At 70.2% G+C, this 22,863-nt stretch carries 14 protein-coding genes; 5 read left to right on the top strand and 9 right to left on the bottom strand.

Features of this window, described 5'->3' with window-relative positions:
- Positions 1 to 130: 130 nt before the first annotated feature.
- The 9 genes from OG199_RS27535 to OG199_RS27495 form a co-directional block, all read right to left on the bottom strand.
- Complete coding sequence (locus OG199_RS27535) at positions 131 to 2,224, bottom strand: hypothetical protein (RefSeq protein ID WP_405834687.1); 2,094 nt, start codon at positions 2,222 to 2,224, stop codon at positions 131 to 133.
- Positions 2,225 to 2,430: 206 nt separating this feature from the next.
- Complete coding sequence (locus tag OG199_RS27530; protein ID WP_351722562.1) at positions 2,431 to 3,930, bottom strand: bifunctional cytidylyltransferase/SDR family oxidoreductase; 1,500 nt, start codon at positions 3,928 to 3,930, stop codon at positions 2,431 to 2,433.
- A gap of 654 nt (positions 3,931 to 4,584) precedes the next feature.
- Positions 4,585 to 6,135, bottom strand: a complete 1,551-nt coding sequence (locus OG199_RS27525) for an alkaline phosphatase D family protein (protein ID WP_405831747.1) — start codon at positions 6,133 to 6,135, stop codon at positions 4,585 to 4,587.
- Between the two features lie 513 nt (positions 6,136 to 6,648).
- Positions 6,649 to 8,085, bottom strand: a complete 1,437-nt coding sequence (obgE, locus tag OG199_RS27520) for a GTPase ObgE (protein ID WP_266699149.1) — start codon at positions 8,083 to 8,085, stop codon at positions 6,649 to 6,651.
- 135 nt (positions 8,086 to 8,220) lie between these two features.
- Positions 8,221 to 8,475: a 50S ribosomal protein L27 gene (gene rpmA, locus OG199_RS27515; protein WP_028802588.1), complete on the bottom strand. Its 255-nt coding sequence runs from the start codon at positions 8,473 to 8,475 to the stop codon at positions 8,221 to 8,223.
- 14 nt (positions 8,476 to 8,489) lie between these two features.
- On the bottom strand, positions 8,490 to 8,810 hold the full coding sequence (gene rplU / locus OG199_RS27510) for a 50S ribosomal protein L21 (protein WP_006374708.1): 321 nt from the start codon (positions 8,808 to 8,810) through the stop codon (positions 8,490 to 8,492).
- A 255-nt stretch (positions 8,811 to 9,065) separates the two neighbouring features.
- The gene (locus OG199_RS27505) at positions 9,066 to 13,136 is read right to left on the bottom strand and encodes an Rne/Rng family ribonuclease (protein ID WP_405831745.1); all 4,071 of its coding nucleotides are present in this window, start codon (positions 13,134 to 13,136) and stop codon (positions 9,066 to 9,068) included.
- A 261-nt stretch (positions 13,137 to 13,397) separates the two neighbouring features.
- Positions 13,398 to 14,174, bottom strand: coding sequence for a TIGR03936 family radical SAM-associated protein (locus tag OG199_RS27500; protein ID WP_356808726.1), 777 nt, complete (start codon positions 14,172 to 14,174; stop codon positions 13,398 to 13,400).
- A 48-nt stretch (positions 14,175 to 14,222) separates the two neighbouring features.
- Complete coding sequence (locus tag OG199_RS27495; RefSeq protein ID WP_405831743.1) at positions 14,223 to 15,419, bottom strand: hypothetical protein; 1,197 nt, start codon at positions 15,417 to 15,419, stop codon at positions 14,223 to 14,225.
- A gap of 617 nt (positions 15,420 to 16,036) precedes the next feature.
- On the opposite strand from OG199_RS27495, the gene OG199_RS27490 reads away from it, so the two are divergent.
- The 5 genes from OG199_RS27490 (at position 16,037) to OG199_RS27470 (ending at position 22,750) form a co-directional block, all read left to right on the top strand.
- Positions 16,037 to 17,263 carry an ice-binding family protein gene (locus OG199_RS27490; RefSeq protein ID WP_405831741.1) on the top strand — a complete coding sequence of 409 codons (1,227 nt, stop codon included), beginning with the start codon at positions 16,037 to 16,039 and terminating at the stop codon, positions 17,261 to 17,263.
- Positions 17,264 to 17,559: 296 nt separating this feature from the next.
- Complete coding sequence (locus OG199_RS27485; protein WP_405831740.1) at positions 17,560 to 18,117, top strand: DUF5819 family protein; 558 nt, start codon at positions 17,560 to 17,562, stop codon at positions 18,115 to 18,117.
- Positions 18,107 to 19,327 (top strand): HTTM domain-containing protein, encoded by a 1,221-nt coding sequence (locus OG199_RS27480; protein WP_401808734.1) that lies wholly within the window; start codon positions 18,107 to 18,109, stop codon positions 19,325 to 19,327. Before OG199_RS27485 ends, OG199_RS27480 begins: the two co-directional genes overlap by 11 nt.
- Positions 19,328 to 20,059: 732 nt before the next feature.
- A complete protein-coding gene (locus OG199_RS27475) occupies positions 20,060 to 21,553 on the top strand; it encodes an FAD-binding oxidoreductase (RefSeq protein ID WP_405831739.1) in 1,494 nt (497 codons plus the stop codon).
- Positions 21,554 to 21,877: 324 nt separating this feature from the next.
- On the top strand, positions 21,878 to 22,750 hold the full coding sequence (locus tag OG199_RS27470) for a helix-turn-helix domain-containing protein (protein ID WP_405831738.1): 873 nt from the start codon (positions 21,878 to 21,880) through the stop codon (positions 22,748 to 22,750).
- Positions 22,751 to 22,863 lie beyond the last annotated feature (113 nt).

Below are 22,863 nucleotides of genomic sequence, written 5' to 3'. Positions count from 1 at the left end.
GATTCGGTTGCCTGACGAGCCCTCATGTGTGACGCGCTTCACAGAAACAGGCCCGGCTCCGAGGTGTACCTCGGAGCCGGGCTCTGTCACACGCGCGTGGGCGACCGGCGGCGGGCCGGCGGCGGGGGGATCACCCCTTGACCGCCGCACCGCCCGTCTCGCCCGCGGTGGCGGTCCGCTGACCGGGCACCGCGCCCGCCGGCTCCGCCGCGGCGGACGCCCCGGCTTCCTGGCCCTGGTTGCGCACCCGGGACTTCTTCGCCAGCTCGCGCACCGCGCCGTTGAACTGCTCGATCGACGACGGCTCGTCGGGACCCAGCAGATACCGCTTCAGCTCCCCGCGGTCGGCGGCCAGCGTGTCCGCCGACGGGTCGACGACCCCGGCGAGCAGTTCGTCCAGTTCGGCGGCCGAGTTGGAGAGGATCACGGCGGCGCGCACCGCGGTGTTCTGCCGCTTGAACTCCTCGACGCCCAGCTCGGCGGAGTCCGTGACCGCGTACGGCTTGCCGCTCGCGATGAAGTCGGAGACCACGCTGGATATGTCCGAGACCATCGCGTCGGAGACGTTGAAGCAGTCGTACAGGCGGGGTTCGGCGCCGGTGATCACCCGGTGCTCGGCGCTGCCGAAGGAGCGCCAGTAGGCGTCGTTCCACTCGGCGCGCAGCCGGGCGACCTCGGCGTGCGCCGCGGTGTCGACCATGCCGTCACGGGTGGCCTCGGCCTCGTCGCCGCTCTCGGTGACACCGGTCAGCTGCTCGATACGGGCCGCGATCCGGGCCAGCTCGGCGACGGCCGCGTTCCGGGCCGCCGGGTCGCCGGTGAAGCGGGGGTCGGCGGCGCGTTCCGTGGCCGCCTTCTCGACCAGCGCGACGATCCTCTCGTGCGCGGCCTTGGCCCGCGCGCTGCGGGTGCCGGTGAACGGGTGCGGCTTGTAGAGGACGCGGACGGGCGGATCGGCCTGCACCAGACGACGGACGATGTTCTCGCCCGCCAGCAGGATCGAGGTGTTGCCCGGGTTGTCGTCCCAGCCCTCCCAGGTGGGGGCGTACAGGATCGTCGGGCAGCGTCCGTCGGCTGCCGCGCCGGAAAGTCCCTCCGCCGTGCCCTGCGAGGTCCGGATCGGTGCGAGCTGCGGGCGGCCGACCTCGGCGATGTCGTCGTCACGGACGCCGACATCGGCGATGGCGTAGCGGTCGCGGCCCGCGCGGCCGGCGGTCCACACCTCGTCGTAGGCCTTGCTGAACGGGTTGACGCTGGCGAGCTTGTCGCTGTCGCCGTGCCCGATGAAGACGTGCTTCATGGTGGGGACGCGCAGCAGGTGGATGTTCTTGCCGACGTTCGCCGCGTACAGCGCGACCCGCACCGTGGACAGGTCCATGTTCATCAGGTGCACCCCTCCGGGCACGCAGATGACCGGCACCGTGGTGGGCGCCATGCGGTCCAGGACGGCCCGCTCGCGCAGGATGATCAGCGGCCGGGTGTCCAGCTGCTCCATCGTCTCCAGCCACATGTTGACCTGGTACGCGGAGTCCTTGGAGCCCGAGAAGTACAGCACCGTCTCCGGGCGGTACTCGCGCAGCCAGCCGTCGACCGCGGCGAGGACCTTCTCCGCGTTCGGCGGGGTCTTCCTGGCGCGGATGTACGGGACGAGCGCGACGACGTAGAGGAACGCGAGCCCCAGCGAGACCGCGATGCCCGCGAAGCCGTACACGTCGTCGCCGGTGGCCGCGGTGACGAGCACACCGACGACCGCCACCAGGTCGAGGTGGAGCATCTTCTCCGCGGCCCGGTTCAGCAGGCGGCGCGGCGGCGCGTCGGGGATGCGGACGCGGGAGGCCAGGTCGACGTTGCGGGTGGCGACGGGCATCTTGCGGCGCAGCCGGATCAGCGTGACCAGCGCGCTGTGCGGGGCCTGGAAGCCGTAGAAGGCGAGGAAGCACGCGATCGCCGCGTAGAAGACCATGCTGCCGGACAGGTCGATACGCGCCAGGAGGAGCACCAGCAGCAGCTGCCGTACCAGGAATCTGATGGACAGACCGGCGCGCACCTTGCTGAGACGGTTGACCAGATAGCTGCCACGCCGGTGCAGATAGTGGTCCGCCAGGTACGTCACGGCGGCCGCGGCGGCGAAGGCACCGACGTTCGGGAGGAGCGCCGCGAGCATCAGGCAGGGAAAGCCCAGCATCATGAGGGCCGCCGCAGCCAGCTCGGCGGCACTGCCCACCCGGGCAACGCGTATAGCGGTGGAAATCACGGATAAACCTGCTCTTGGAGGGGAGTGCCGGTTTGGTACGGAAAATGCGCTTGGTACTGAAAAGTACTGAAGCGGTTTTGTGAACGTTCTGGGAAATTTACGGATTCAGGCCTCTGTGAATGCGCCGCGAACACGCGGCCACAGAGGCCTGAATTACCGGAAGATATTGAGATTGATTATGCCACGCCGTCCTGCCGGTCCAGCACGCTGGCCAGCGCCGCCTCGAAGCCGGAGGCCTGGCCGGCGCCCGCCGTCGGATCCTGCTGGCGCACGTCGATGACGTGACCGGTCAGTTCGGAGACGAGGACGTCGAGCGAGGTGCGCGCCACGGCCTCGGAGGAGAGCAGCGAGCCCGTGGGCTCCTGGCCGAAGGCCTTGGTCCGCATCGGGGTCGCGGTGCGCTCGGGGTTGATGCAGTTGACGCGGATGCCGTCGCCGGCCCACTCGTCGGACAGCGCCTGGGTGAGGTTCACCATGGCGGCCTTGGTGGAGGAGTAGAGGCTGTACTCGGCGCGGCCGCGGGTGTAGCTGCTGGAGGTGTAGAGCAGCAGCTGGCCCTTGGTCTCGGCCAGGTACTTGTACGAGGAGCGGGCGATCTGCACCGGCGCAAGGTAGTTGACCTTCAGCGCTTCCTCGATGGTCGCGTTGTCCGTCTCGGCGAGCTTGCCGATGCGCAGCACGCCGGCGGTGTTGATCACGTAGTCGATGCGCCCGGTCTGCGCGTAGGCCGTGGACAGCGCGTCGTCGACCTCCTCCGGGTTCTCGACGTGCGTGCCGGTGGTCGAGCGGCCGAGCGCGTACGTGTTCGCGCCGTAGCCCTCGGCCAGCTCGGCTATGTCCTTGCCGATGCCGTAGGAACCGCCGAAGACCACCACGGTCTTGCCGGTGAGCAGCTCGCGGTAGGCGGCCTCGTCGGCCTGTTCGGGCGCGGCGGTGGAGGCGAGCTGGAAGAGCTTGTCGGCGATGAAGACGTCGACGGGCTGGGTGACCTTCATGTTGTACTCGTCACCCGCGACGACGTGGATCGGCACGTCCGGCAGGTACTTGAGCACGACCGAGCAGTCGTCGGTGGCCTGGAAGTTGGGGTCACCGGCCGCGACCTCGTAGGCGCGGCGGATCGTGGACAGCTTGAACGCCTGGGGCGTCTGGCCGCGGCGCAGCCGGGAGCGGTCCGGGATCTCGGTGATGAACTCGCCGTCCTCGCCGTGGGTGCGGGTCACGATGATCGTGTCCGCGGACGGGATGGCGACGTCCACGGCCTGGAAGCGCTCCAGCGCGGTCACGCAGTCGTCGATCACGCGCTCCGACAGCAGCGGGCGTACGGCGTCGTGGAACAGGACGTTCGCGTCCTCGCCTTCGGCCAGGCCCTCACCGAGGGCGGCGATGGCGCGCTCGGTCGTCTCGTTCCGCGTCGAGCCGCCCTCGATCACCTTGGTGACCTTCTTCAGCCCCGCCTTCGCGACGATCTTCTCGACGTCCGGGACATAGCCCGGAGCCATCAGCACGATGATGTCGTCGATCGAGTCGGCCTGCTCGAAGGTGGTCAGCGTGTGCTCGATGACCGCCTTGCCGGCGATCTTCAGCAGTTGCTTCGGAATCGACAGACCCACGCGCTGACCGGTGCCGCCGGCCAGGATCACTGCGGTGGTACGGGGCTTGGCAATGTGCTCAGACACAGGTGACCTACCTTGGGGCGACAGGGAACATTCGGATGGTCCCACTTACGGTTACTGCGGTGCAAGGTGAGCGACCTCTGCCGCATATGTGCGCGCAACCGGTTATTCACCTTGCATGCAGGCGACTTCTCCGACACCTGTCCGGGTTGTACTGATTTGCTGTGAGTAAGTGCACACGTTTTCCCTGATCCCTTCACGTCCGCTCCGGACCGGGAGAACCGTGGCCCCGCCCGGCACCGGACGCGGTGTCCGCTTCCTGTGCCGACGGTCACGCCCGCTTCGGGCACGCGGAGCGTCCGAATCGCTCCGCGCCGCGCCGGCCCAGGACCTGACGGGTGCCCCGGACGGCCCGGCAGGAACGGGGTGACGGGTGCTGTGCGGGCCGATGTGCGGCAGCAGCCGGGGGCACGGTCGGGCGCGCGGGTGGGTGGCGCGGGGACGGGGGGGGCGGCACGGTGGCGCGGGGCGCCCTTTCCGGGCGACGGCTTCAGGGGACGTCGAATCTCTTACCTGAGTCATACGCAAGAACGCTCCGGGCCCACATGGTCCCCCGGCCCTGGGTCGGGGCGGGCCGGGGAGATCCGTGAGCGCCGGAGCGTTCCGTTCGGGCCGTCGGGCCGTCGGGCCGTCGGGCCGTCGGGCCGGGCGTGGCTGTCAGACCAGGCGTACGCCCGGCTCCCCCGCCTCGACCCGCAGCCTGGCCAGCGTGCTGGAGGCGGCGTCCGGCAGCAGCACCGTCCCGGGGGCGCGCACCGTCGCGTCGATGCCGTCGCGACGGATGTCGAAGAGGTGGTAGCCACGGTGGGCGTCGATGAACTTCCAGTGCGGGTTGTCCGGCATCCGCGCGTCCCACTCCGTGTGGAACGCCGCCTGGTCCTGGTCGCCGCCGCTGGAGATGGAGGTCCCCACGAACTCCGCGCCGACGACGCCGGAGTCCGGGTCGGCGAAGTCCTCCTTGAGGTCGCTGACCATGGTGAGGTGGCGGTCGCCGGTCAGCACCACGGGGTTGCGCACGCTCGCGAACTCGCCCATCAGCGCGTTGCGTTCGGCCTGGTAGCCGTCCCAGGCGTCGTAGTACCAGAGCTTGCCCGGGCCCACCTGCAGATCGGTCTCGGCCATCATGATCTGCGAGGCGATCAGGTTCCAGCGGGTCGGTGAGCGGTGCAGGCCGTCGAGCAGCCACTCCTTCTGCGTGGCACCGAGCATGGTCGTCGAGGGGTCCTCGGCGCCCGCCTGGCCGGTCGCCTGGTCGCTGCGGAACTGCCGGGTGTCCAGGACGTTCAGCCGCACCAGCCGGCCGAAGTCGAGCCGCCGGTACATCTGGATGTGCGGCCCGTCGGGGACCGCGGTCGCCCGGACCGGCATGTGCTCGTAGTACGCCTGGTAGGCGGCGGTCAGCCGGGCCACGAAGGCCTCGTGCGACTGCTTGGCCGGGTCCTGCGGGACCTCGCCGGCGAAGTCGTTGTCGACCTCGTGGTCGTCGAAGGTGACCACCCAGGGCGCGGCCGCGTGCATCGCCGCGAGGTGCGGGTCGGTGCGGTACTGCGCGTAGCGGTTGCGGTACTCGACGAGGGTGTACGGCTCCCCGACGCCCTCGTGCCGGCGCACAGCCGTCGCCGACGGCGCGGACTCGTAGATGTAGTCGCCGACGAAGAGGACAAAGTCGGGGTCCTGGCCGAGCATGTCGGCGTAGGGCGTGAAGTAGCCGTTCTGCCAGTTCTGGCAGGAGGCCAGGGCGACACGGAGCGAGCCGCCGCGGCTGTGCGGGTGCGGCGCGGTGCGGGTGCGTCCGACCGGCGAGAGCCGGCCCGAGGCGCGGAAGCGGTACCAGTAGGCGCGGTCCGGGCGCAGTCCGCGTACGTCGACATGGACGCTGTGCCCGTACGCGGGCAGCGCCTGCGCGACGCCCCGCCGTACCGGCCTCCTGAAGCGGGCGTCCTCGGCGACCTCCCATTCCACCGGCACCGCGCGGTCGGGCATGCCGCCCCCGTTCAGCGGGTCGGGAGCGAGTCTGGTCCAGATCACGACTGCGTCGGGCAGCGGGTCCCCGGAGGCCACACCGAGCGTGAACACCTCCTCGGGCAGGGGCGTTTCGGCCGCGCGGGCGGCGGTGGGCACCCACAACTGGGCGGTGGCTGCCGCACCCAGCACCGCGCCGCCGGCGGTGAGAAACCGGCGTCGATCGCGTGAGAATGCTCCGGGCATCGGCGAACTCCCTTGCTTCGGTGGCCCCTTGGACACCAGAAGGCTCACACGGCGCAACGGCACGGTCGCTGAACGGAGTCCATCAAGGGCATGACAAATAGGCGAGGAAAGAGCGACCCGCCGCGGGCGGGAAGGCTTCCCCCCTCCGCGGCGGGTCCGACGGTGTCTCCGTTTCCGTCACGCTCCAGATGATCGCCGGTCTCCGGACGTCCGCCGGCCTCCCGGTGCCCCGCGGCCTCCCGGTGTCCGACCGTCACCGGGTCCGGCCGGCCGTCACCGGGTGTCCGACCGTCTCCCAGGTTCTGATGAGCTCCCCGTTATTGAACCCCAGGGCCAGGCGGCCGCACGGGCACCTGAACTCCGGGCGGCCGGAAGGAAGTCGGGCGCGGAGCGGGAACACCCGCGTCCGCGCCCGCTACGACTTCCGGTCCACCCGCTCGGTCGCCCTCCGCACGCCATGGCCGTCCCCGACGTTCACCGGGGACGGCCATGGACCGTGGGGCCCGACCCGGCTCAGAACGGCTCGAAGTCGTCGTACTCCTTGTCCGCGTCGTCCCGCTCCGCCTGCTTGTCGCGGCGGCGCTGCGCGGCGGGCCGGGGGGTGTCGAGGCGGTGGTCCTCGCCGCGGCGGCCGAGCATCTCGGCGCCGGCCATGACCGTCGGCTCCCAGTCGAAGACGACCGCGTTCTCCTCGGGGCCGATGGCGACGCCGTCGCCCGAGCGGGCGCCCGCCTTCACCAGCTCCGCCTCGACGCCGAGGCGGTTGAGGCGGTCCGCGAGGTAGCCCACGGCCTCGTCGTTGTTGAAGTCCGTCTGACGGACCCAGCGTTCGGGCTTCTCGCCGCGCACGCGGAAGAGGCCGTCCTCCTCCTGGACCACGGTGAAGCCGGCGTCGTCGACCGCCTTCGGGCGGATGACGATCCGGGTCGCCTCCTCCTTGGGCTTGGCGGCGCGCGCCGAGCCGACCAGCTCGGCGAGCGCGAAGGACAGTTCCTTCAGGCCCATGTGCGCGACCGCCGACACCTCGAAGACGCGGTAGCCGCGGGCCTCCAGTTCGGGGCGGACCATCTCGGCGAGGTCCTTGCCGTCCGGTACGTCGATCTTGTTGAGGACCACCATGCGGGGCCGGTTGCCGAGACCGCCGTACTGCTTCAGCTCCTCCTCGATGATGTCGAGGTCGGTGACCGGGTCGCGCTCGGACTCCAGGGTCGCCGTGTCCAGGACGTGCACCAGCACGCTGCAGCGCTCCACGTGGCGCAGGAACTCGAGGCCGAGGCCCTTGCCCTGGCTGGCGCCGGGGATGAGACCGGGCACGTCGGCGATCGTGTAGACCGTCTCGCCCGCCGTCACCACACCGAGGTTGGGCACGAGGGTCGTGAAGGGGTAGTCCGCGATCTTCGGCTTGGCCGCGGAGAGGACGGAGATGAGGGACGACTTGCCCGCGCTCGGGTAGCCGACCAGCGCCACGTCCGCGACGGTCTTCAGCTCCAGGACGATGTCCTGGAAGTCTCCGGGCACACCGAGCAGCGCGAAGCCGGGGGCCTTGCGGCGGGCCGAGGCCAGCGCCGCGTTGCCGAGGCCGCCGCGGCCACCCTGGGCGGCGACGTACGACGTGCCGTGGCCGACGAGGTCCGCGAGGACGTTGCCCGCCTTGTCCAGGACGACGGTGCCGTCCGGCACCGGCAGGATCAGGTCCTGGCCGTCCTTGCCGGAACGGTTGCCGCCCTCGCCGGGCTTGCCGTTGGTGGCACTGCGGTGCGGCTTGTGGTGGTAGTCGAGCAGCGTGGTGACGGACTGGTCGACGACCAGCATCACGTCACCGCCGCGGCCGCCGTTTCCGCCGTCGGGGCCGCCGAGCGGCTTGAACTTCTCCCGGTGTACGGAGGCACAGCCGTGGCCTCCGCTACCCGCGGCGACGTGCAGCTCGACGCGGTCCACGAAGGTGGTCATGGGGGGTGCCTCCAGCACTTCGATTACGTCAGTACGTACGGAATGTCTTCTTGCGTACTGTATTTCATTGACAACATGCGAAAGGCGGACCCGCTTCCCGTACGGGAAGTGAGGTCCGCCTCGCGAAAGAACCGGTCAGGCGACCGGAACGATGTTCACGACCTTGCGGCCGCGGTGGGTACCGAACTCCACCGCACCGGCGTCAAGGGCGAACAGCGTGTCGTCCTTGCCACGGCCGACGCCGTTGCCCGGGTGGAAGTGGGTGCCGCGCTGGCGGACCAGGATCTCACCGGCGTTGACGACCTGACCGCCGAAGCGCTTCACGCCGAGCCGCTGAGCATTGGAGTCGCGACCGTTCCGAGTGGACGATGCGCCCTTCTTGTGTGCCATCTCTCCTCAGTCCCTTACTTCGCAGCCGCGGGGATCTCAGTGACCTTGATCGCCGTGTACTGCTGGCGGTGGCCCTGACGACGGCGGTAACCGGTCTTGTTCTTGTAGCGAAGGATGTCGATCTTGACGCCCTTGTGGTGGTCCACGATCTCGGCCTGGACCTTGATGCCGGCAAGGACCCACGGGTCGCTGGTCACGGCGTCGCCGTCGACAACGAGCAGGGTCGAGAGCTCGACCGTGTCGCCAACCTTGGCAGTGGAAATCTTGTCAACCTCAACGATGTCGCCGACAGCAACCTTGTGCTGGCGACCACCGCTGCGCACGATGGCGTACACGCGGATCTCTCTCTCGCTCGGAACGGAACCCCGCAGTCCAGCCACGCGCAGAAGCGAACGGCCTCTCCCGGGACGCAGAGCGCCGGGAGGAAAAAGGTTTACGGGATGCGGCGCGTCTAAGAACACGCCGACGGTCAAGGTTACGGGGCCACGACCGAAAGGGTCAAACCAGGTCGGGCCCCGTGGATGTGCCACCGGTCACGCCGGTGCCCCGGGCTCCGCCGATCGACGGAGACCCGGGGCACCGGGGCGGACTCAGCCCTCGTCGGTGGAGGCCGTGACGGAGGGGAGCGTCTGCTCGGCCGCCGCGGTCTTCTTCGACGTCGACTTGGTGGCCGTCTTCTTGGCCGTCGCCTTCTTGGCCGTGGTGGCCTTCTTGGCGACGGTCTTCTTGGCCGCGGTCGCGGTCTTCTTGGCGACGGTCTTCTTCGCCGTCGTCTTCTTGGCGGCCGTCTTGCGGGTGGCCGTCTTCTTGGCCGGGGCCGGAGCCTCGGCGTCCGCACCGGCGTCGCCCGCCGTGTCGGCCGCCTGGTCCTGCCCGGTCTGGGTGGCCGGCTCGGCGGGCGTCTCCGCCGCCACCGACGGGACGACCGTGACGGCCGCCTCCTCGGACGCGGTGGGCGCGGTGGCCTTGCGGACGGCGCGCCGACGCGGGCGGGCCGGAGCCGCGCTCTCGGCGGGCACCTCGACCGGCGCTTCGGCGGTCTGCTCGGCCGGGGTCTCCGGCGCGGGCGCCGCGACCGGCTCCGTGACCGTCACCACGGTGTCCTGCGCCGCCTTCGGTGAACCGGCCGGGGCCGACACCTTCCGCGTCGCACGGCGCCGTGTACGGCCCTTGGGAGCGGCCTCGTCCTCGACGGCGGGGGCAGGCGCGGCCTCCGTCACCTCGACGGCCTGGGCCTGCGTCACCGGCGCCTCGGCCACGGGGGCCTCGACGACCGGGTCCTCGACCGCGACCGGCTCGGCCTCGGCTGCCTCGCGGGAAGCCCGCTCGGCCCGCTCCTCGCGTCGGCTCCGGGGCGCGCGCTCATCTGCCTTCGGCGCACCCGCGGGGGCCGAGGCACGCCGGGTGGCGCGGCGCCGCGAACGGCCACGGGACGCCGCGGCCTCCGCCTCGGCGGCGCTGCTGTAGAACTCCTCGTCGGCCTGGAACTCCGGCACGGGCTGCGCGGCGGTCTCGACGGCCACCTCTGTCTCGGACTCGGCCGTCTCCGGCTCCTCCGCCGCCTCGTACGTCTGCTCGTGGTCGTGGTCGTGCTCGTGCACCTGCTCGGCGCCGCCACGGCCGCGCTTCTTGCGCTTGCCGCCGCCCCCGACGGACGTCGGCTGCTCCATGTGCACGATGACACCGCGGCCGTTGCAGTGGACGCAGGTCTCGGAGAACGACTCCAGCAGTCCCTGTCCGACCCGCTTACGGGTCATCTGCACCAGACCCAGCGAGGTCACCTCGGCCACCTGGTGCTTCGTACGGTCGCGTCCCAGGCACTCCAGGAGGCGGCGCAGGACCAGGTCGCGGTTGGACTCCAGGACCATGTCGATGAAGTCGATGACGACGATGCCGCCCAGGTCGCGCAGCCGCAGCTGGCGCACGATCTCCTCGGCCGCCTCCAGGTTGTTCCTGGTCACGGTCTCTTCGAGGTTGCCGCCCTGGCCGGTGAACTTGCCGGTGTTGACGTCGACCACGACCATCGCCTCGGTCTTGTCGATCACCAGCGAACCGCCGCTGGGCAGCCAGACCTTGCGGTCCAGCGCCTTCATCAGCTGCTCGTCGATGCGGTACGTCGCGAAGACGTCGACCTCGGAGGTCCACTTCGAGAGCCGGTCGGTCAGGTCGGGCGCCACGTGCGCGACGTAGCCGTGGATGGTCTCCCACGCCTCGTCGCCGCTGACGATGACCTTGGAGAAGTCCTCGTTGAAGATGTCGCGGACGACGCGGACGGTCATGTCCGGCTCGCCGTAGAGCAGCGTCGGGGCGTTGCCGCTCTTCGCCTTCTTCTGGATGTCCTCCCACTGCGCCTGCAGACGCTCCACGTCACGGCGCAGCTCGTCCTCGCTCGCGCCCTCGGCGGCGGTGCGCACGATGACGCCCGCGTCCTCGGGGACGATCTTCTTGAGGATGGTCTTCAGACGCGCGCGCTCGGTGTCGGGCAGCTTGCGGCTGATACCGGTCATCGAGCCCTCGGGCACGTAGACCAGGTAGCGGCCGGGCAGGGAGACCTGGCTGGTGAGGCGGGCACCCTTGTGGCCGATCGGGTCCTTGGTGACCTGCACGAGGACCGACTGGCCCGACTTCAGGGCGGATTCGATGCGGCGCGGCCCGTTGGCCATGCCGAGCGCCTCGAAGTTGACCTCACCGGCGTAGAGGACCGCGTTGCGGCCCTTGCCGATGTCGATGAAGGCGGCCTCCATCGACGGCAGCACGTTCTGGACCTTGCCCAGGTAGACGTTGCCGACGTACGAGGTCGACTGCTCCTTGTTGACGTAGTGCTCGACGAGCACGTTGTCCTCGAGGACGCCGATCTGGGTGCGCTCGCCGCTCTGGCGGACGACCATCACGCGCTCGACGGCCTCACGGCGGGCCAGGAACTCGGCCTCGGTGATGATCGGAACACGGCGGCGGCCCTGCTCGCGCCCTTCACGACGGCGCTGCTTCTTCGCCTCCAGGCGGGTGGAGCCCTTGATGGACTGCACCTCGTCGCTGGGGTGGTCGTCCTTCTTGCCGCGGGGCTCGCGGACCTTGACGACGGTGCGCTCGGGGTCGTTCTCGGTGGAGTCGGCGTCCGTGCCGGAGTCACCGGCGCGACGACGACGGCGGCGACGGCGCCGGCTGCTGCTGGAGCCGCCCGACTCCTCGCGCTCGTCCGCCTCCTCGGCGTCCTCGGCGTCCTCCGCGGTCTGCTCCGCGGTGTCCTCGGCGTCCTGCGCGGCCTGCTCGGCGGCGTACTCGTCGTCACCGGACTCGCCGTCCGCGTCGGCGGACTCGCCACGGCGACGGCGACGGCCACCGCGGCGGCGGCGACGGCGCGAACCGGCCGACTCCTCCTCGTCGGACTCGTCGCCCTCGGTGGCGTCCTCGACGGACTCGTCGGGCTCCTCCGCCTCGTCGGTGTCCTCGACGGGGGCGGCCTGTACGGGGGCGGCCACGGGCTCGTCCTCGACGGTCCGGCGGCGACGGCGCCGGCGTCCGCCGGTCGTCTCCTCAGCGGCCGCGGCGGGCTCGGGAGCCTCGACGACGGCCTCGGTCACCTCGTCGGCCTCGGGAGCCTCCACGGCGTCCTCCGCCGCTTCGGCGGCAGCCGCGGCCGCGGCCCGCTCCGGCGTCTGGAACATCGGCTCGGTGAACACGGGCGCCTGGAAGACGGCGACGGCCGGACGCGCGGGGCGACGGCCGGACTCGGTCTCCTTCGGCGCGGGGGCGGAGAAACCGACGGCGGCCTTGCGGGTCGCGCGGCGGCGGCCACGGCGCGGGGCACCGTCCTCGGCGGACTCCGTGGTCTCTACGGGCTCGACGGCCTCGGCCGGGGCGGCGGTGCTCTCGCCGGACCGGCGCGTCTCGCTGGGCTGGGTCTCGCTGGACACGGGCGCCTCCACACGCTCGTCGGCGGTGTCGCCCTCGGGCGCACCGGCGGGTGCGGAGACGCGCCGGGTGGCGCGACGTCGGGTGGTACGACGGGGTGCGGCGTCCTCGGCGGCGGGCGCCTCGGCCTCGGCGGGCACCGGCTCTGCCGCGGCGTCGGCGGACGCGACGGTCTCGACGGCTTCGACGCTCGTGGCGGCCTGGGGCGCGCCGGTCGGCGCGGAGGCGCGCCGGGTGGCACGGCGGCGCGGGCGGGCGGCGGGCGCGGCCTCGTCGGAGGCGGCCTGCTCGCTCCCGGCCTCTACGGCAGGGATCTCCGTTTCGGGGGCGGGAACCACGGTCTCCGCGGCCTCGGCGGTCTCCGCCGTCACGGGGGCGCCGGCGGGCGCGGACGCCCGGCGGGTGGCACGGCGGCGGCTACGCCGCGGAGCGGTGTCCTCGGCGGCGGGGTCCTCGACGCCGGTGCTGTCGGCCGGGGTCGGGTCGGCGACGGCGGCCTCGGCCACCGCTTCCTCGACCGTCTCCTCGGCCTCTTCGGCCTCGGCGGCCGCTACGGCCTCGGCGGATGCCACCGGCGGTATGGCCGGGGCGGTGGTCTCGGCCACGGCCGCGGACTCGGCCGCGCCGGTGGGCGGACCGGCAGGACGCGACGCCGCACGGCGGCGGCGCCGCGGCGGCAGGGTGTCGCTGGGGGTGTTGTTGGTGTCGGAGCCCGTGGAGGGCTCAGTGGGTTCGGTCGGTTCGAGCATGCGGGTGGATCTCCCGTCAGGCTCCCGGGCGCCGCGCCTGGCCCGGCAGTGCCGGTGACGTCCGCGGCTCGCGCGATGCGCGGTGCCGCCGTCCGGGGCGCGGGCGCCGCACGGGAGCTCTCTGTGTCCTGTCTCGCCGGTTCCGTACGCCATGTGTGCGTACGGCCTGGCGAAAGTCTTCTGGTGGGTGCGCTGCCCGACCCAGGTGGCTCCCGGATACGAGGGCGGCGCTACGACATCCGTCCCTACGCGGGACCTTCCTTACGCCGACGCCTTCGCGGCGGCAGCTGTGGCGGCCCCTGTGCGATCGGCTGGAGCGGCCGTGACTGCCTCGCGGTCGGGCGCGAGCGGGTCGGTCACCGTGCCGGTCTCTTCATCGAACAGCCCCTGCGCCAGCCTGGTCACCGCTGCGGCGACCGGCGGCGCCAGGTCGGCCACGGCGCGAAGACCGGACAGGACGTCGTCGGGTCGAACGGCAGGCGTCACGTGCCGAACAACCAGCCGCAGTATCGCACAGGGCTGGTCCGTCGGCCTATCAGCCTGCGCGGTGTGCGCCTCGAGGCTCGCCACTGCGCTGCGGGCGTCGAAGGTGCGCATCCCGTTCTTGGTCCTGCGCTGGACCTCCACAGTGTCGGCCGCGGTGAAGGCGACGACCGCGCGCTCCGCGTCCTCGGGCGCCACGCCGTCGAGGCGCAGCTCCCACACGGACGCGGTGAGCCGGTCGGCGAGACCCGAGGTGCGGGCCTCGACCGCCTCGATGATGTCGAGCCCCACGGGCATCGACTCGTCGAGGAGCTCACGCAGCTTCTCCGGGTCACGCGCCGCCGTGAGCGCGATCTCCAGGTACTCCGCCTCACTGCCCGTGCCGGTGGGTGCGGCATTGGCGTACGACACCTTCGGATGCGGTGTGAACCCCGCCGAGTAGGCCATCGGCACCTCGGCACGGCGCAACGCACGCTCGAAGGCGCGCTGGAAGTCACGGTGGCTGGTGAACCGGAGGCGGCCGCGCTTGGTGTAGCGCAGTCGGATGCGCTGCACCGCGGGTGCGGGCGGCGGGCCTTCGGGCTGTCGCTTGCCCAGTGTCGTTCAGTCCTTCGTGAGAGCGGTCGTACTGCTACCTAGAGTACGTGCAGCGGCGGCCTGCGGTTCCCCGCGGGGCTTCGCCGGCCGTAGCGGCTCGGGCTCGCGGGGCGTGCCGAACAGGATCCGGCGGACGTCGGCACGGGTCTGCCGCGCGGACTCGCGGGCGGCGTCCAGGATCTGCCGGGTGACCCGGCCCGCACTGCGGGCGGCCTCGGCCGCGGGCCGCAGGACCGTGTCCCGGACGACATGCCCGAGCGGTGTCAGGACGGTCCGGTAAGCCCAGCGCACGGGCTCCACGAAGGCCAACCGGAGCAGCCGCGCGAGGAAGCGTCCGACGGCGAGCGACAGATGCCCGGCCACCCGCCAGGCGTGCCCGAGCGCGTCCACGATCTCCCGGCCGACGACGGCGAGGACGCGTCCCACGGGCACCAGGATCCAGCGCCACACGGCGACCGCGGGCAGGACGAGCAGGACACGCAGCGTCCAGTAGAGACCGGTGCCGATCCCGCCGAAGATCATCCCTACGAGTCGTCCGAGTCCGCGCGCTGTCCACGCGACGGCCCGTCCGGCGGGCGCGAGGACCCACTCGTAGCACCACAGCGCCGGTACGACGATCAGATATCGCGTCAGCCAGGCCACGGCCCCGTACACGCCGAGTCCGACAGCCGCGAGCCCGGTCCCGACGCCCTTGAGCAGTCGGGCGAGCGCGCGGCCCACGGGCACCAGCAGCCACGCGTACACCCGGCCGAGCCCGGTGCCGATGCCGTGCAGCACCCGGCCGAGCCCGCCGCGAACGCCCCGGAACACCCAGGCCAGTGCTGCGCCGGTCCCCCGCGCCGTCCAGGCGATCGCGTGCCCGAGGGGGGTGAGCACCCGGTCGTACAGCCAGGCGGCGGGCACCACGAGCAGCACGTACCCGAGCCGGCCCAGCGTCCTGCCGACCGGGACCACGACGTACCGCCACAGCGTCACCCAGGGCCACACGAACACCGCCCACGCCACCCACAGCAGCGCCCGGCCCACCGGCCGCAGCACGGTGTCGCGCAGCAACCGCCCGCAGACGACCAGCGCGTCCCACGCCATGCGCACCGGCACCACGAGCACGAACACGACGATCCGTACCGGCAGCCGGACGGCGACGGTGAGGCACCCCTCGCCCCGGGGCACGGGTCGCTCAGTGGGCGGCTTTTCCAGATCCATACCGAAGTAGACGCGTCACCGCGGCGTCTGGATGCGCGCGACCTCCCCTCTCCTCCGCGCCATCCGCCCCTCACAGCACCGCGCGAATGCGGCAGGAGGATATCCGGAACGACAGGAACGGCAAGAATGACAAGAACGGCGAGAACGGGAACAACGGGGAGAACAGGGAACAGGGACAACGGGGAGAACAGAGAGAACGAGGACCAGCGGGAAACGCCCACTCCAGCAGAGATCAATTCCGCACTCGACCCTCACGCGCATCGGCGGCAGGCACCTCACCGCTGTCCGCGGACCGGCCCCCGCGACACCAGGCCACAATCCGACGCCTCTTCCATTCCCGTCCCCCAATACAAACGAATAGAGTCGAAGCTAATCCAGTCGCCCCCCCGGCCTTTGATGATTCCACCTGATCCTTTCGGCTCAAATGTCGGATGATCGGAAATGTAAAATGAATTCTTCAACTGCTCATTGCGCCATCCGAAGGGTAAACACTTCCCTTACCCTCTCCATAGCTTCCGGGCTGATTTTCCTGCGTAATATGCCACACCAGCAACATGGCTTCCCGGGCGATCGGTAGGGCCCGGTACGCCACGGCCCCCACAGAAAATGGCCCCTAGATGAAGCTGAAGTTCCCCCACGCGGCTCGCGGCCGCAATTTGTCCGGCTTGCTGGCCTCGGCTCTCGCCGCGACGGTTGCCGCCACGATGGTCGCCCTGACCCCGACACAGGCGATGGCCATCGCCACCCCCGTGCCGCTGGCCACCGCGGCGAGTTTCTCCGTCCTGGCCGGTCAGGGCGTCATGAACACCGGCCCGTCGGTGCTCAGCCACGACCTCGGCACGAGCCCGAACCCGGCCATCACCGGATTCCCGCCCGGCCAGGTGCTCGGCGCGGTGCACGCCGCCGACGCCGTCGCACTGCAGGCCAAGTCCGACCTGGTGACGGCCTACAACCAGGCGGCCGGCCAGGCCACGGACTTCGCGCTGCCGGCGGCCATCACCACGGGCACCACCCTGATTCCCGGTGTCTACACCGCCACGTCCGGCGTCGGACTCACCGGCGACCTGATCCTGGACGCCGGAGGAAACCCGAACGCCGTCTGGGTCTTCCAGATCCCCGAAGCCCTCACGACGGCATCGTCCAGCCGCGTGCTGCTGACCAACGGCGCTTCGGCCTGCAACGTGTACTGGCAGATCGGGAGTTCGGCCACCCTCGGCACCAACTCCACGTTCGTGGGCACCTTGATGGCCCTCACCTCGATCAGCGTGACCACGGGGACGAACATCGAGGGCCGGGCCCTGGCCCGCAACGGCGCCGTGACCCTCGACAACAACAGGATCTTCCTCAACAACTGCGCGACCGCCACCACCGGCGGCACGACGACCGGCACCACCGGCGGGGGTCTCCTCACGGGTGGTCTGGTCACGGGCGGCCTGGTCAGTGGCGGCCTCCTGGGCGGACCCGTCGTCAGTGTCACGAGTGGCGACACCTCGGGCAACATCGCCGGGAACACGTCCGGGAACACCGCGGGCAACACCGCGGGGAACACCACCTCCGGGAACACGCAGGGCAACACGGCCGGGAACGGCACCGCCGGAAACACCACCGGCGGGTCCGGACACGGCGGCAAGCCCGAAAAGCCGCACCACGGCGAGAAGCCCCACCACGGCCACAAGCCCCACCACGGCGAGAAGCCCCACCACGGCGAGAAGCCCCAGCACGGACACGAGATGGATCACGGCAAGCCCTCCTACGGCGAGCAGCCCGAGGAGAACTACGGCTACGCCGACGTCCCCCACGGCCGCGAGGCCGCCCTCGACTACGCCAAGGGCTACGAGGGCTAGACACCACCCCGCAGTGACTCCGCTCAGCGGATGACGGCGCGCGGCGGAATCCTCACCGATCCCGCCGCGCGCCGCCGGTGACAGTCCGAAAAATTGGCCAGACATGAGTAGCTGATATGAGAAAGACAGGGTGGGCGGTGTCGAGCGGAATTGAACCAGCGGACGTGAAGGAACTCCCGCACTCCGATTCCGGCCCGGCCGCACAGGAATGTCCTGACGACGTGCCCACGCCGGCCAGGACGTCCAAGAGTGCTCGGGCACTGAAAGCAGGGCTGTCCGCCGCAGTGGTCCTGTGTGTGGCGACGACTCTCGTCCATGTCGTCATGGTGTTCCTGCACGTCGCACCTGCCAACACCATCTCCAAGCGATACAGCCCGTTGATCAACGCATGGGTGTATCCGTTCTTCGAGCAGAACTGGCGGCTTTTCGCCCCGGACCCCGAATCGGTCAACCGGCAGATCCTCGCGAGAACGGCACGCAACGGCACCGGGAAATCGGTTCACGTGAGTTCCTGGTTCGACCTGACGGCCGTGGACAACTCCGCCGTCGAACACGACCCTTTCCCGAGTCACACAGCGCAGAACCTGTTGCGCCGCTCCTGGACTTCCTACGTCGACTCGCACGGTGGTGACGACAGGGCGCACACGGAGCGCGCGTCGATGATGCAGAAGTATCTGAGCAACATCGCCGCGGACCGCATGGCGGCCCACAACGGCGGCACCTTCGACTTCATTCAGCTCCGGGTCGTCACACGGCCCATCGCCGCGCCCGGGTCCCCGGCCGGCAGCCGCCCGCCGGCGCCGACCGAGAACCGGCTCCTGCCCTGGTGGAAGGTGACCCCCCATGGGAACTGAGCAGATCCCCCGGATCACCCCCACGGCGCCCGCACCCGACGGGTCGGGGGGCCGGCGCACCGCGCACTCCGGCCCCGTCCAGTGGCTCGTCGACCGGGCCGCAGCCGCGGGCGAACTTCTGACCGGCCGGCCGGTGTCCCTGTACGCCGCGTCGGTGCTGCGCATCGGCTACGGACTGCTCTACCTGGTCTTTCTGCTGCGCGAGTTCCCGCACCGTGACGAGATCTGGGGCCCCGACTCCCCGTGGACGCCCGCGTTGGCGCGAGAGCTCTTCGACCAGACAGGGTGGAACAGCATCCTGACCCTGTCCGACAGCCGCGCCTACTTCGAGCTCTGCTACGCGCTCGCCCTCGTCACGTCCGCGCTGTTCGTACTGGGCTGGCGGACACGCGCCCTGTCCGTCCTCTTCGCCCTCGTGGTGGTCTCGTTCCATGCCCGGGCGATCTTCATGACGGACGGGGGCGACAACCTGGTCCTGCTGATGGCCATCTATCTCGCCCTCACCGCGTGCGGCCGGCGCTGGTCCCTGGACGCACGGAGGGTCCGGCTGAGTACGGCTCGTACCGACGCCCCGGCGCCGCGGGTGAAGCACCACTTCCTCCGACAACTCCGCGCGTCCCTGACCACCTTGACCACGGTGGTCCACAACTGCGGGATGTTCGTCATCGCGGCCCAGGTCTGTTTCCTCTACGGATCAGCCGGCCTGTTCAAGGTCCAGGGCGCTTCCTGGGGCTCCGGAACCGCTCTCCACTTCGTCCTGAACCTCCGGCTCTTCCAGCCCTGGCCCGCGCTCTCCCACTTCGTGGACCAGCACACGATCCTGATCGCGATCGCCGGCTACCTGACGGTGCTCCTGCAGGTGGCCTTCCCGTTCGTGCTGTTCGGCAGGCTCAAGTACCCGGTTCTCGCCATGCTGCTGGGCATGCACCTCGGCATCGCGGTGCTCATGGGACTGCCTCTCTTCTCCGGCGCGATGATCGTCGCGGACGCCGTGTTCCTGCCCGACCGCTTCTACGTCTTCCTGCCTCGGCTGTGCCGGCGCGTGGGGCTGCGGACAGGCCTGTGGCGGCCGGCCTCCTCGCGGGCGACGGGAGCCGGATCGGTCCCCGCACAGGGCGGGCCCGGCGTACCCGGCCCGAAGTGTCCGGCCGCTTCGCCGGAGCAGCTGGACACCCCGGTCACCACCGAGCTCGCGTCCGGCAAGGACTGAGAGTGGACCGAGTCGTCACACACAGCGTCCACGACGTGCTCCGTCAGCGGTACGGGCGCAGATCACCGCGGGGCAGCGGAATCACCCGGGCCTGAAAGGTCCCGACGGGGGAACTCGACTTTCTGCGACACCGATGGGTGCCGCTTCCCCGAAGGAAAGAGAAGATCGTGTACATAGGTCTGGGTACTGTCGTCCTCATCATCGTCATCGTCGCCGTCGTCATGATGCTGCGCCGCGGCTGACCCACGCCCCGCGTTCCACACGGTCAGCCATGAACCAGAGCCCGCCCCGAATCTCCATCTCCGGGCGGGCATGGTCATGATCGGCAACGCCGGTTGCGACACCGTGAGAGCGGCGCGGTCCGCTCACAGCACCGACTCAGGCCGGCACTCTTGGCGCACCACGGGCCCGCGCCGGGTCCGTGGAAATGCGTGTCCGTCCCCGGCGGCACCACCGCGCAGGCGACCGCCTCGGGCCGTGACCGCCAGAACTGGCCGGAAATCCACGGACGATGATCTGCGTACATCCGCCGCGACGACAAATAGCATAATGGCCAGTCAATTCAACAGGTCGCCGTTTCCCTCGAATTCGCGTGTCAGGCAACAACGTCCCGGTCTCCCTTGTTAATCTGCGACTCCCAGAAATTGTAAACAAGGGATCGAACACGCCAATTGGCGGGGAATATTCACCTCGGCCGAATAATGGCGTAGTCCGGTCGAGAGGACACGGACCATGCAGGACTTTTCTCGTCGCGGGCTGCTGAAGGCCACGGCGGTCACCGGTGCGAGCGCGGTCGTTCTCCCGGGCATCGCGGCCGCGGAGGCTCCGGGAGCGAGCGCCCTCGCCCCCGAGGCCGAAAGCGCGACGTGCGGGCCGGCGAAGCTGACCGGCCGCATCGTCCGTCCCAACGATCCCGACTACGCGGACGCGAGCCTCGGGTGGGACGAACTCTTCGTCCACTATCCGCTGGTCATCGTCTACGCCCAGCGGACCCAGGACGTGGTCAACGCCCTCACCTGGGCCCGGCAGCACGATGTCGCGCTGCGGGTGCGGAGCGGCGGCCACAGCCTCGAGGGCTGGTCGAACGTGGACAACGGCATCGTGATCGACGTCAGCGAGCTGAAGTCGGCCCACATCGACACGGCCGCCCGTACGGCGACGGTCGGAGCCGGGCTCAACCAGCTGGAAGCGGTGACCACGCTCGCGAAGAAGAACCTCGCGGTGACGACCGGCACGGAAGGCACCGTGGGCCTGTCCGGTGCGACGCTCGGCGGCGGCTTCGGCTTCCTCACCCGCTACCTCGGAATGGCCTGCGACAGCCTGATCGGGGCCGAGATCGTCGTCGCGTCGGGCGGCGACTGCGCCAAGGTCATCAAGGCGGACCTGAAGAACAACTCGGACCTGCTGTGGGCACTCCGCGGCGCGGGCAACGGCAACTTCGGAATCGTCACGTCGCTCACCTACAAGGTGGCCCCGCTCAAGAGCGTCACCTATGTGCAGACGACGTGGGACGGGATCGGAGACCTGCACAGGGTCTTCGACACGTGGCAGCGCACGGCGCCGGTCGCCGACAACCGTCTCGGCACCCAGCTCGAAATTCACCGAAACCAGATCCTGCTGTTCGCGGTCCTCGCGGAGGGAACGCCCGCCGAGGCGAAGAGACTGCTCGCCCCGATCCTTTCGGTCGGTCGCCCCGAAGTCACGGTGCAGGTCGGCAACTGGGGTGACGTGTACGCGGGATTCCAGATTCCGACCGCGGACGAGCCGGCGAACTGGAAGTTCTTCTCGCAGTTCACCAACAAGCCGTTCCCGAAGAAGGCGATCAGCGCGATCGCCTCGTTCATGCGGGACGCGCCGACGGACGACAGCAACTTCTTCACCCAGGCCTTCGGCGGAGCGGTCAGGAAGAGCCCCCGCGGCGGCACGGCGTTCCCGCATCGCGACGCGCTCTTCTACTCCGAGCCGGGCGCCGGCTGGGGCACCCGTGGCGAGCCGGGCAGTGGCGACGCGCTGACCTCACAGGCCCAGGCCTGGATCGCCGAGTTCAGCCAGGCGCTGCGGCCCTACGTACACGGCGCCTACGTCAACGTCCCGAACATCGGCATGCAGGACTGGGAAACCGCCTACTGGGACGGCAACTTCGACCGGCTGCGCAAGATCAAGGCGAAGTACGACCCCCGCAACGTCTTCCAGTACGAGCAGAGCGTCCCGCCCGCGTTCTGCTGATCGACAGACCCGAGCCCCCTCCCCCGTCGGGAAGGGGGCTCGGCTCGTCCCACGATCCCCCATCCCCCATCCCCCATCCCGCATCCCGCACAGACCGGAAACGGCCTCAGCCCCACTCCAGCCCACTCCACCGCTCCGCCTCGGAGGCGATCCGCGAGGCGCGTCCCCCGCGAACGCGCCGCTCAGTGCCGCGAGGCACATGACAAGGTCACGTCCCGTTTCGGACGTCCCTCGAATTCGACGGCATGGCACATGATCAACAAGCCTCACTCCATGGCAACCTGCGGGCCAGAACAGTGACTTGGAGCCGGAGGTACACCGCCCGTGGCGGCACACATCAATCCCATTGTCAGGAAACGCCGCCTGGGAGCCGAACTGCGCCGACTTCGCGAGGCCAGCGGCCTGAAAAGCGCGGAGGTGGCCAAGCGGCTCATGGTCTCCCAGCCCAAGATCAGCCACCTGGAGAACGGCAACCGCGCCATCAGCCCCCGCGACGTACGAGACCTCTGCGCGCTCTACGGGGTATCGGACCCCCAGGTCATCGACTCGCTGATGCAGATGGCCAAGGAATCCGGAGAGCACGGCTGGTGGCACTCCTACGGCGACGTCCCCCAGAGCGTCTACATCGGCCTGGAGACGGACGCCGCCTCCCTCCACGCCTACGAACCCATGGTGATCCCCGGCCTGCTGCAGACCCCCGCCTACGCCCAGGCGGTCATCGTGGAGACGATCCCCCGGATCACTGCCGAACAGGCCGCCGCACGCCTCAAGGTACGGCTGCGCCGCCAGCACCGGATCTACGACCTGGCCCGCCCGTTGCGCCTGTGGGTCGTCCTGGACGAATCAGCACTGCGCCGCGTCGTCGGCAGCCCCGACATCATGCGCGAGCAACTGGAACACCTGAACGCACTGTGCGCGGAGCCGCACATCACCGTGCAGGTCCTCCCCTACGACGCAGGGGCCCACCCGGGCCTTTCCGGGCAGTTCTCCATCCTGACGTTCGCCGCCAGCTCCGATGCGGGGGTGGTGTACATGGATGGTTCCGCCGGCGATCACTACCTGGAGAAACAATCCGACGTGCAGCACTACAGCGTGATGCACGACCATCTCCGGGCCCGGGCCCTCAGCCCCGACAGCACCCGCGACTTCATCACCGACGCCACCAAGTCGCACATCGGCACGGCCGGCGGCGCCTGAGCCACCGCTAGACGCCTCGACAAGGCCGAGGCGCTGGGCCGTCCAGGCACCTCGCCCTGAGCCGACGGCCCGGTGCGCCCCACGGCGTACGCCCCGAGAGGCGGAGCTCATCG

The organism is Streptomyces sp. NBC_01176, assembly GCF_045039825.1.
In the GTDB taxonomy this organism is placed as follows: domain Bacteria; phylum Actinomycetota; class Actinomycetes; order Streptomycetales; family Streptomycetaceae; genus Streptomyces.
Note: the sequence above shows the minus strand (reverse complement) of the source record. Positions and strands in the feature narration are given on the sequence as shown.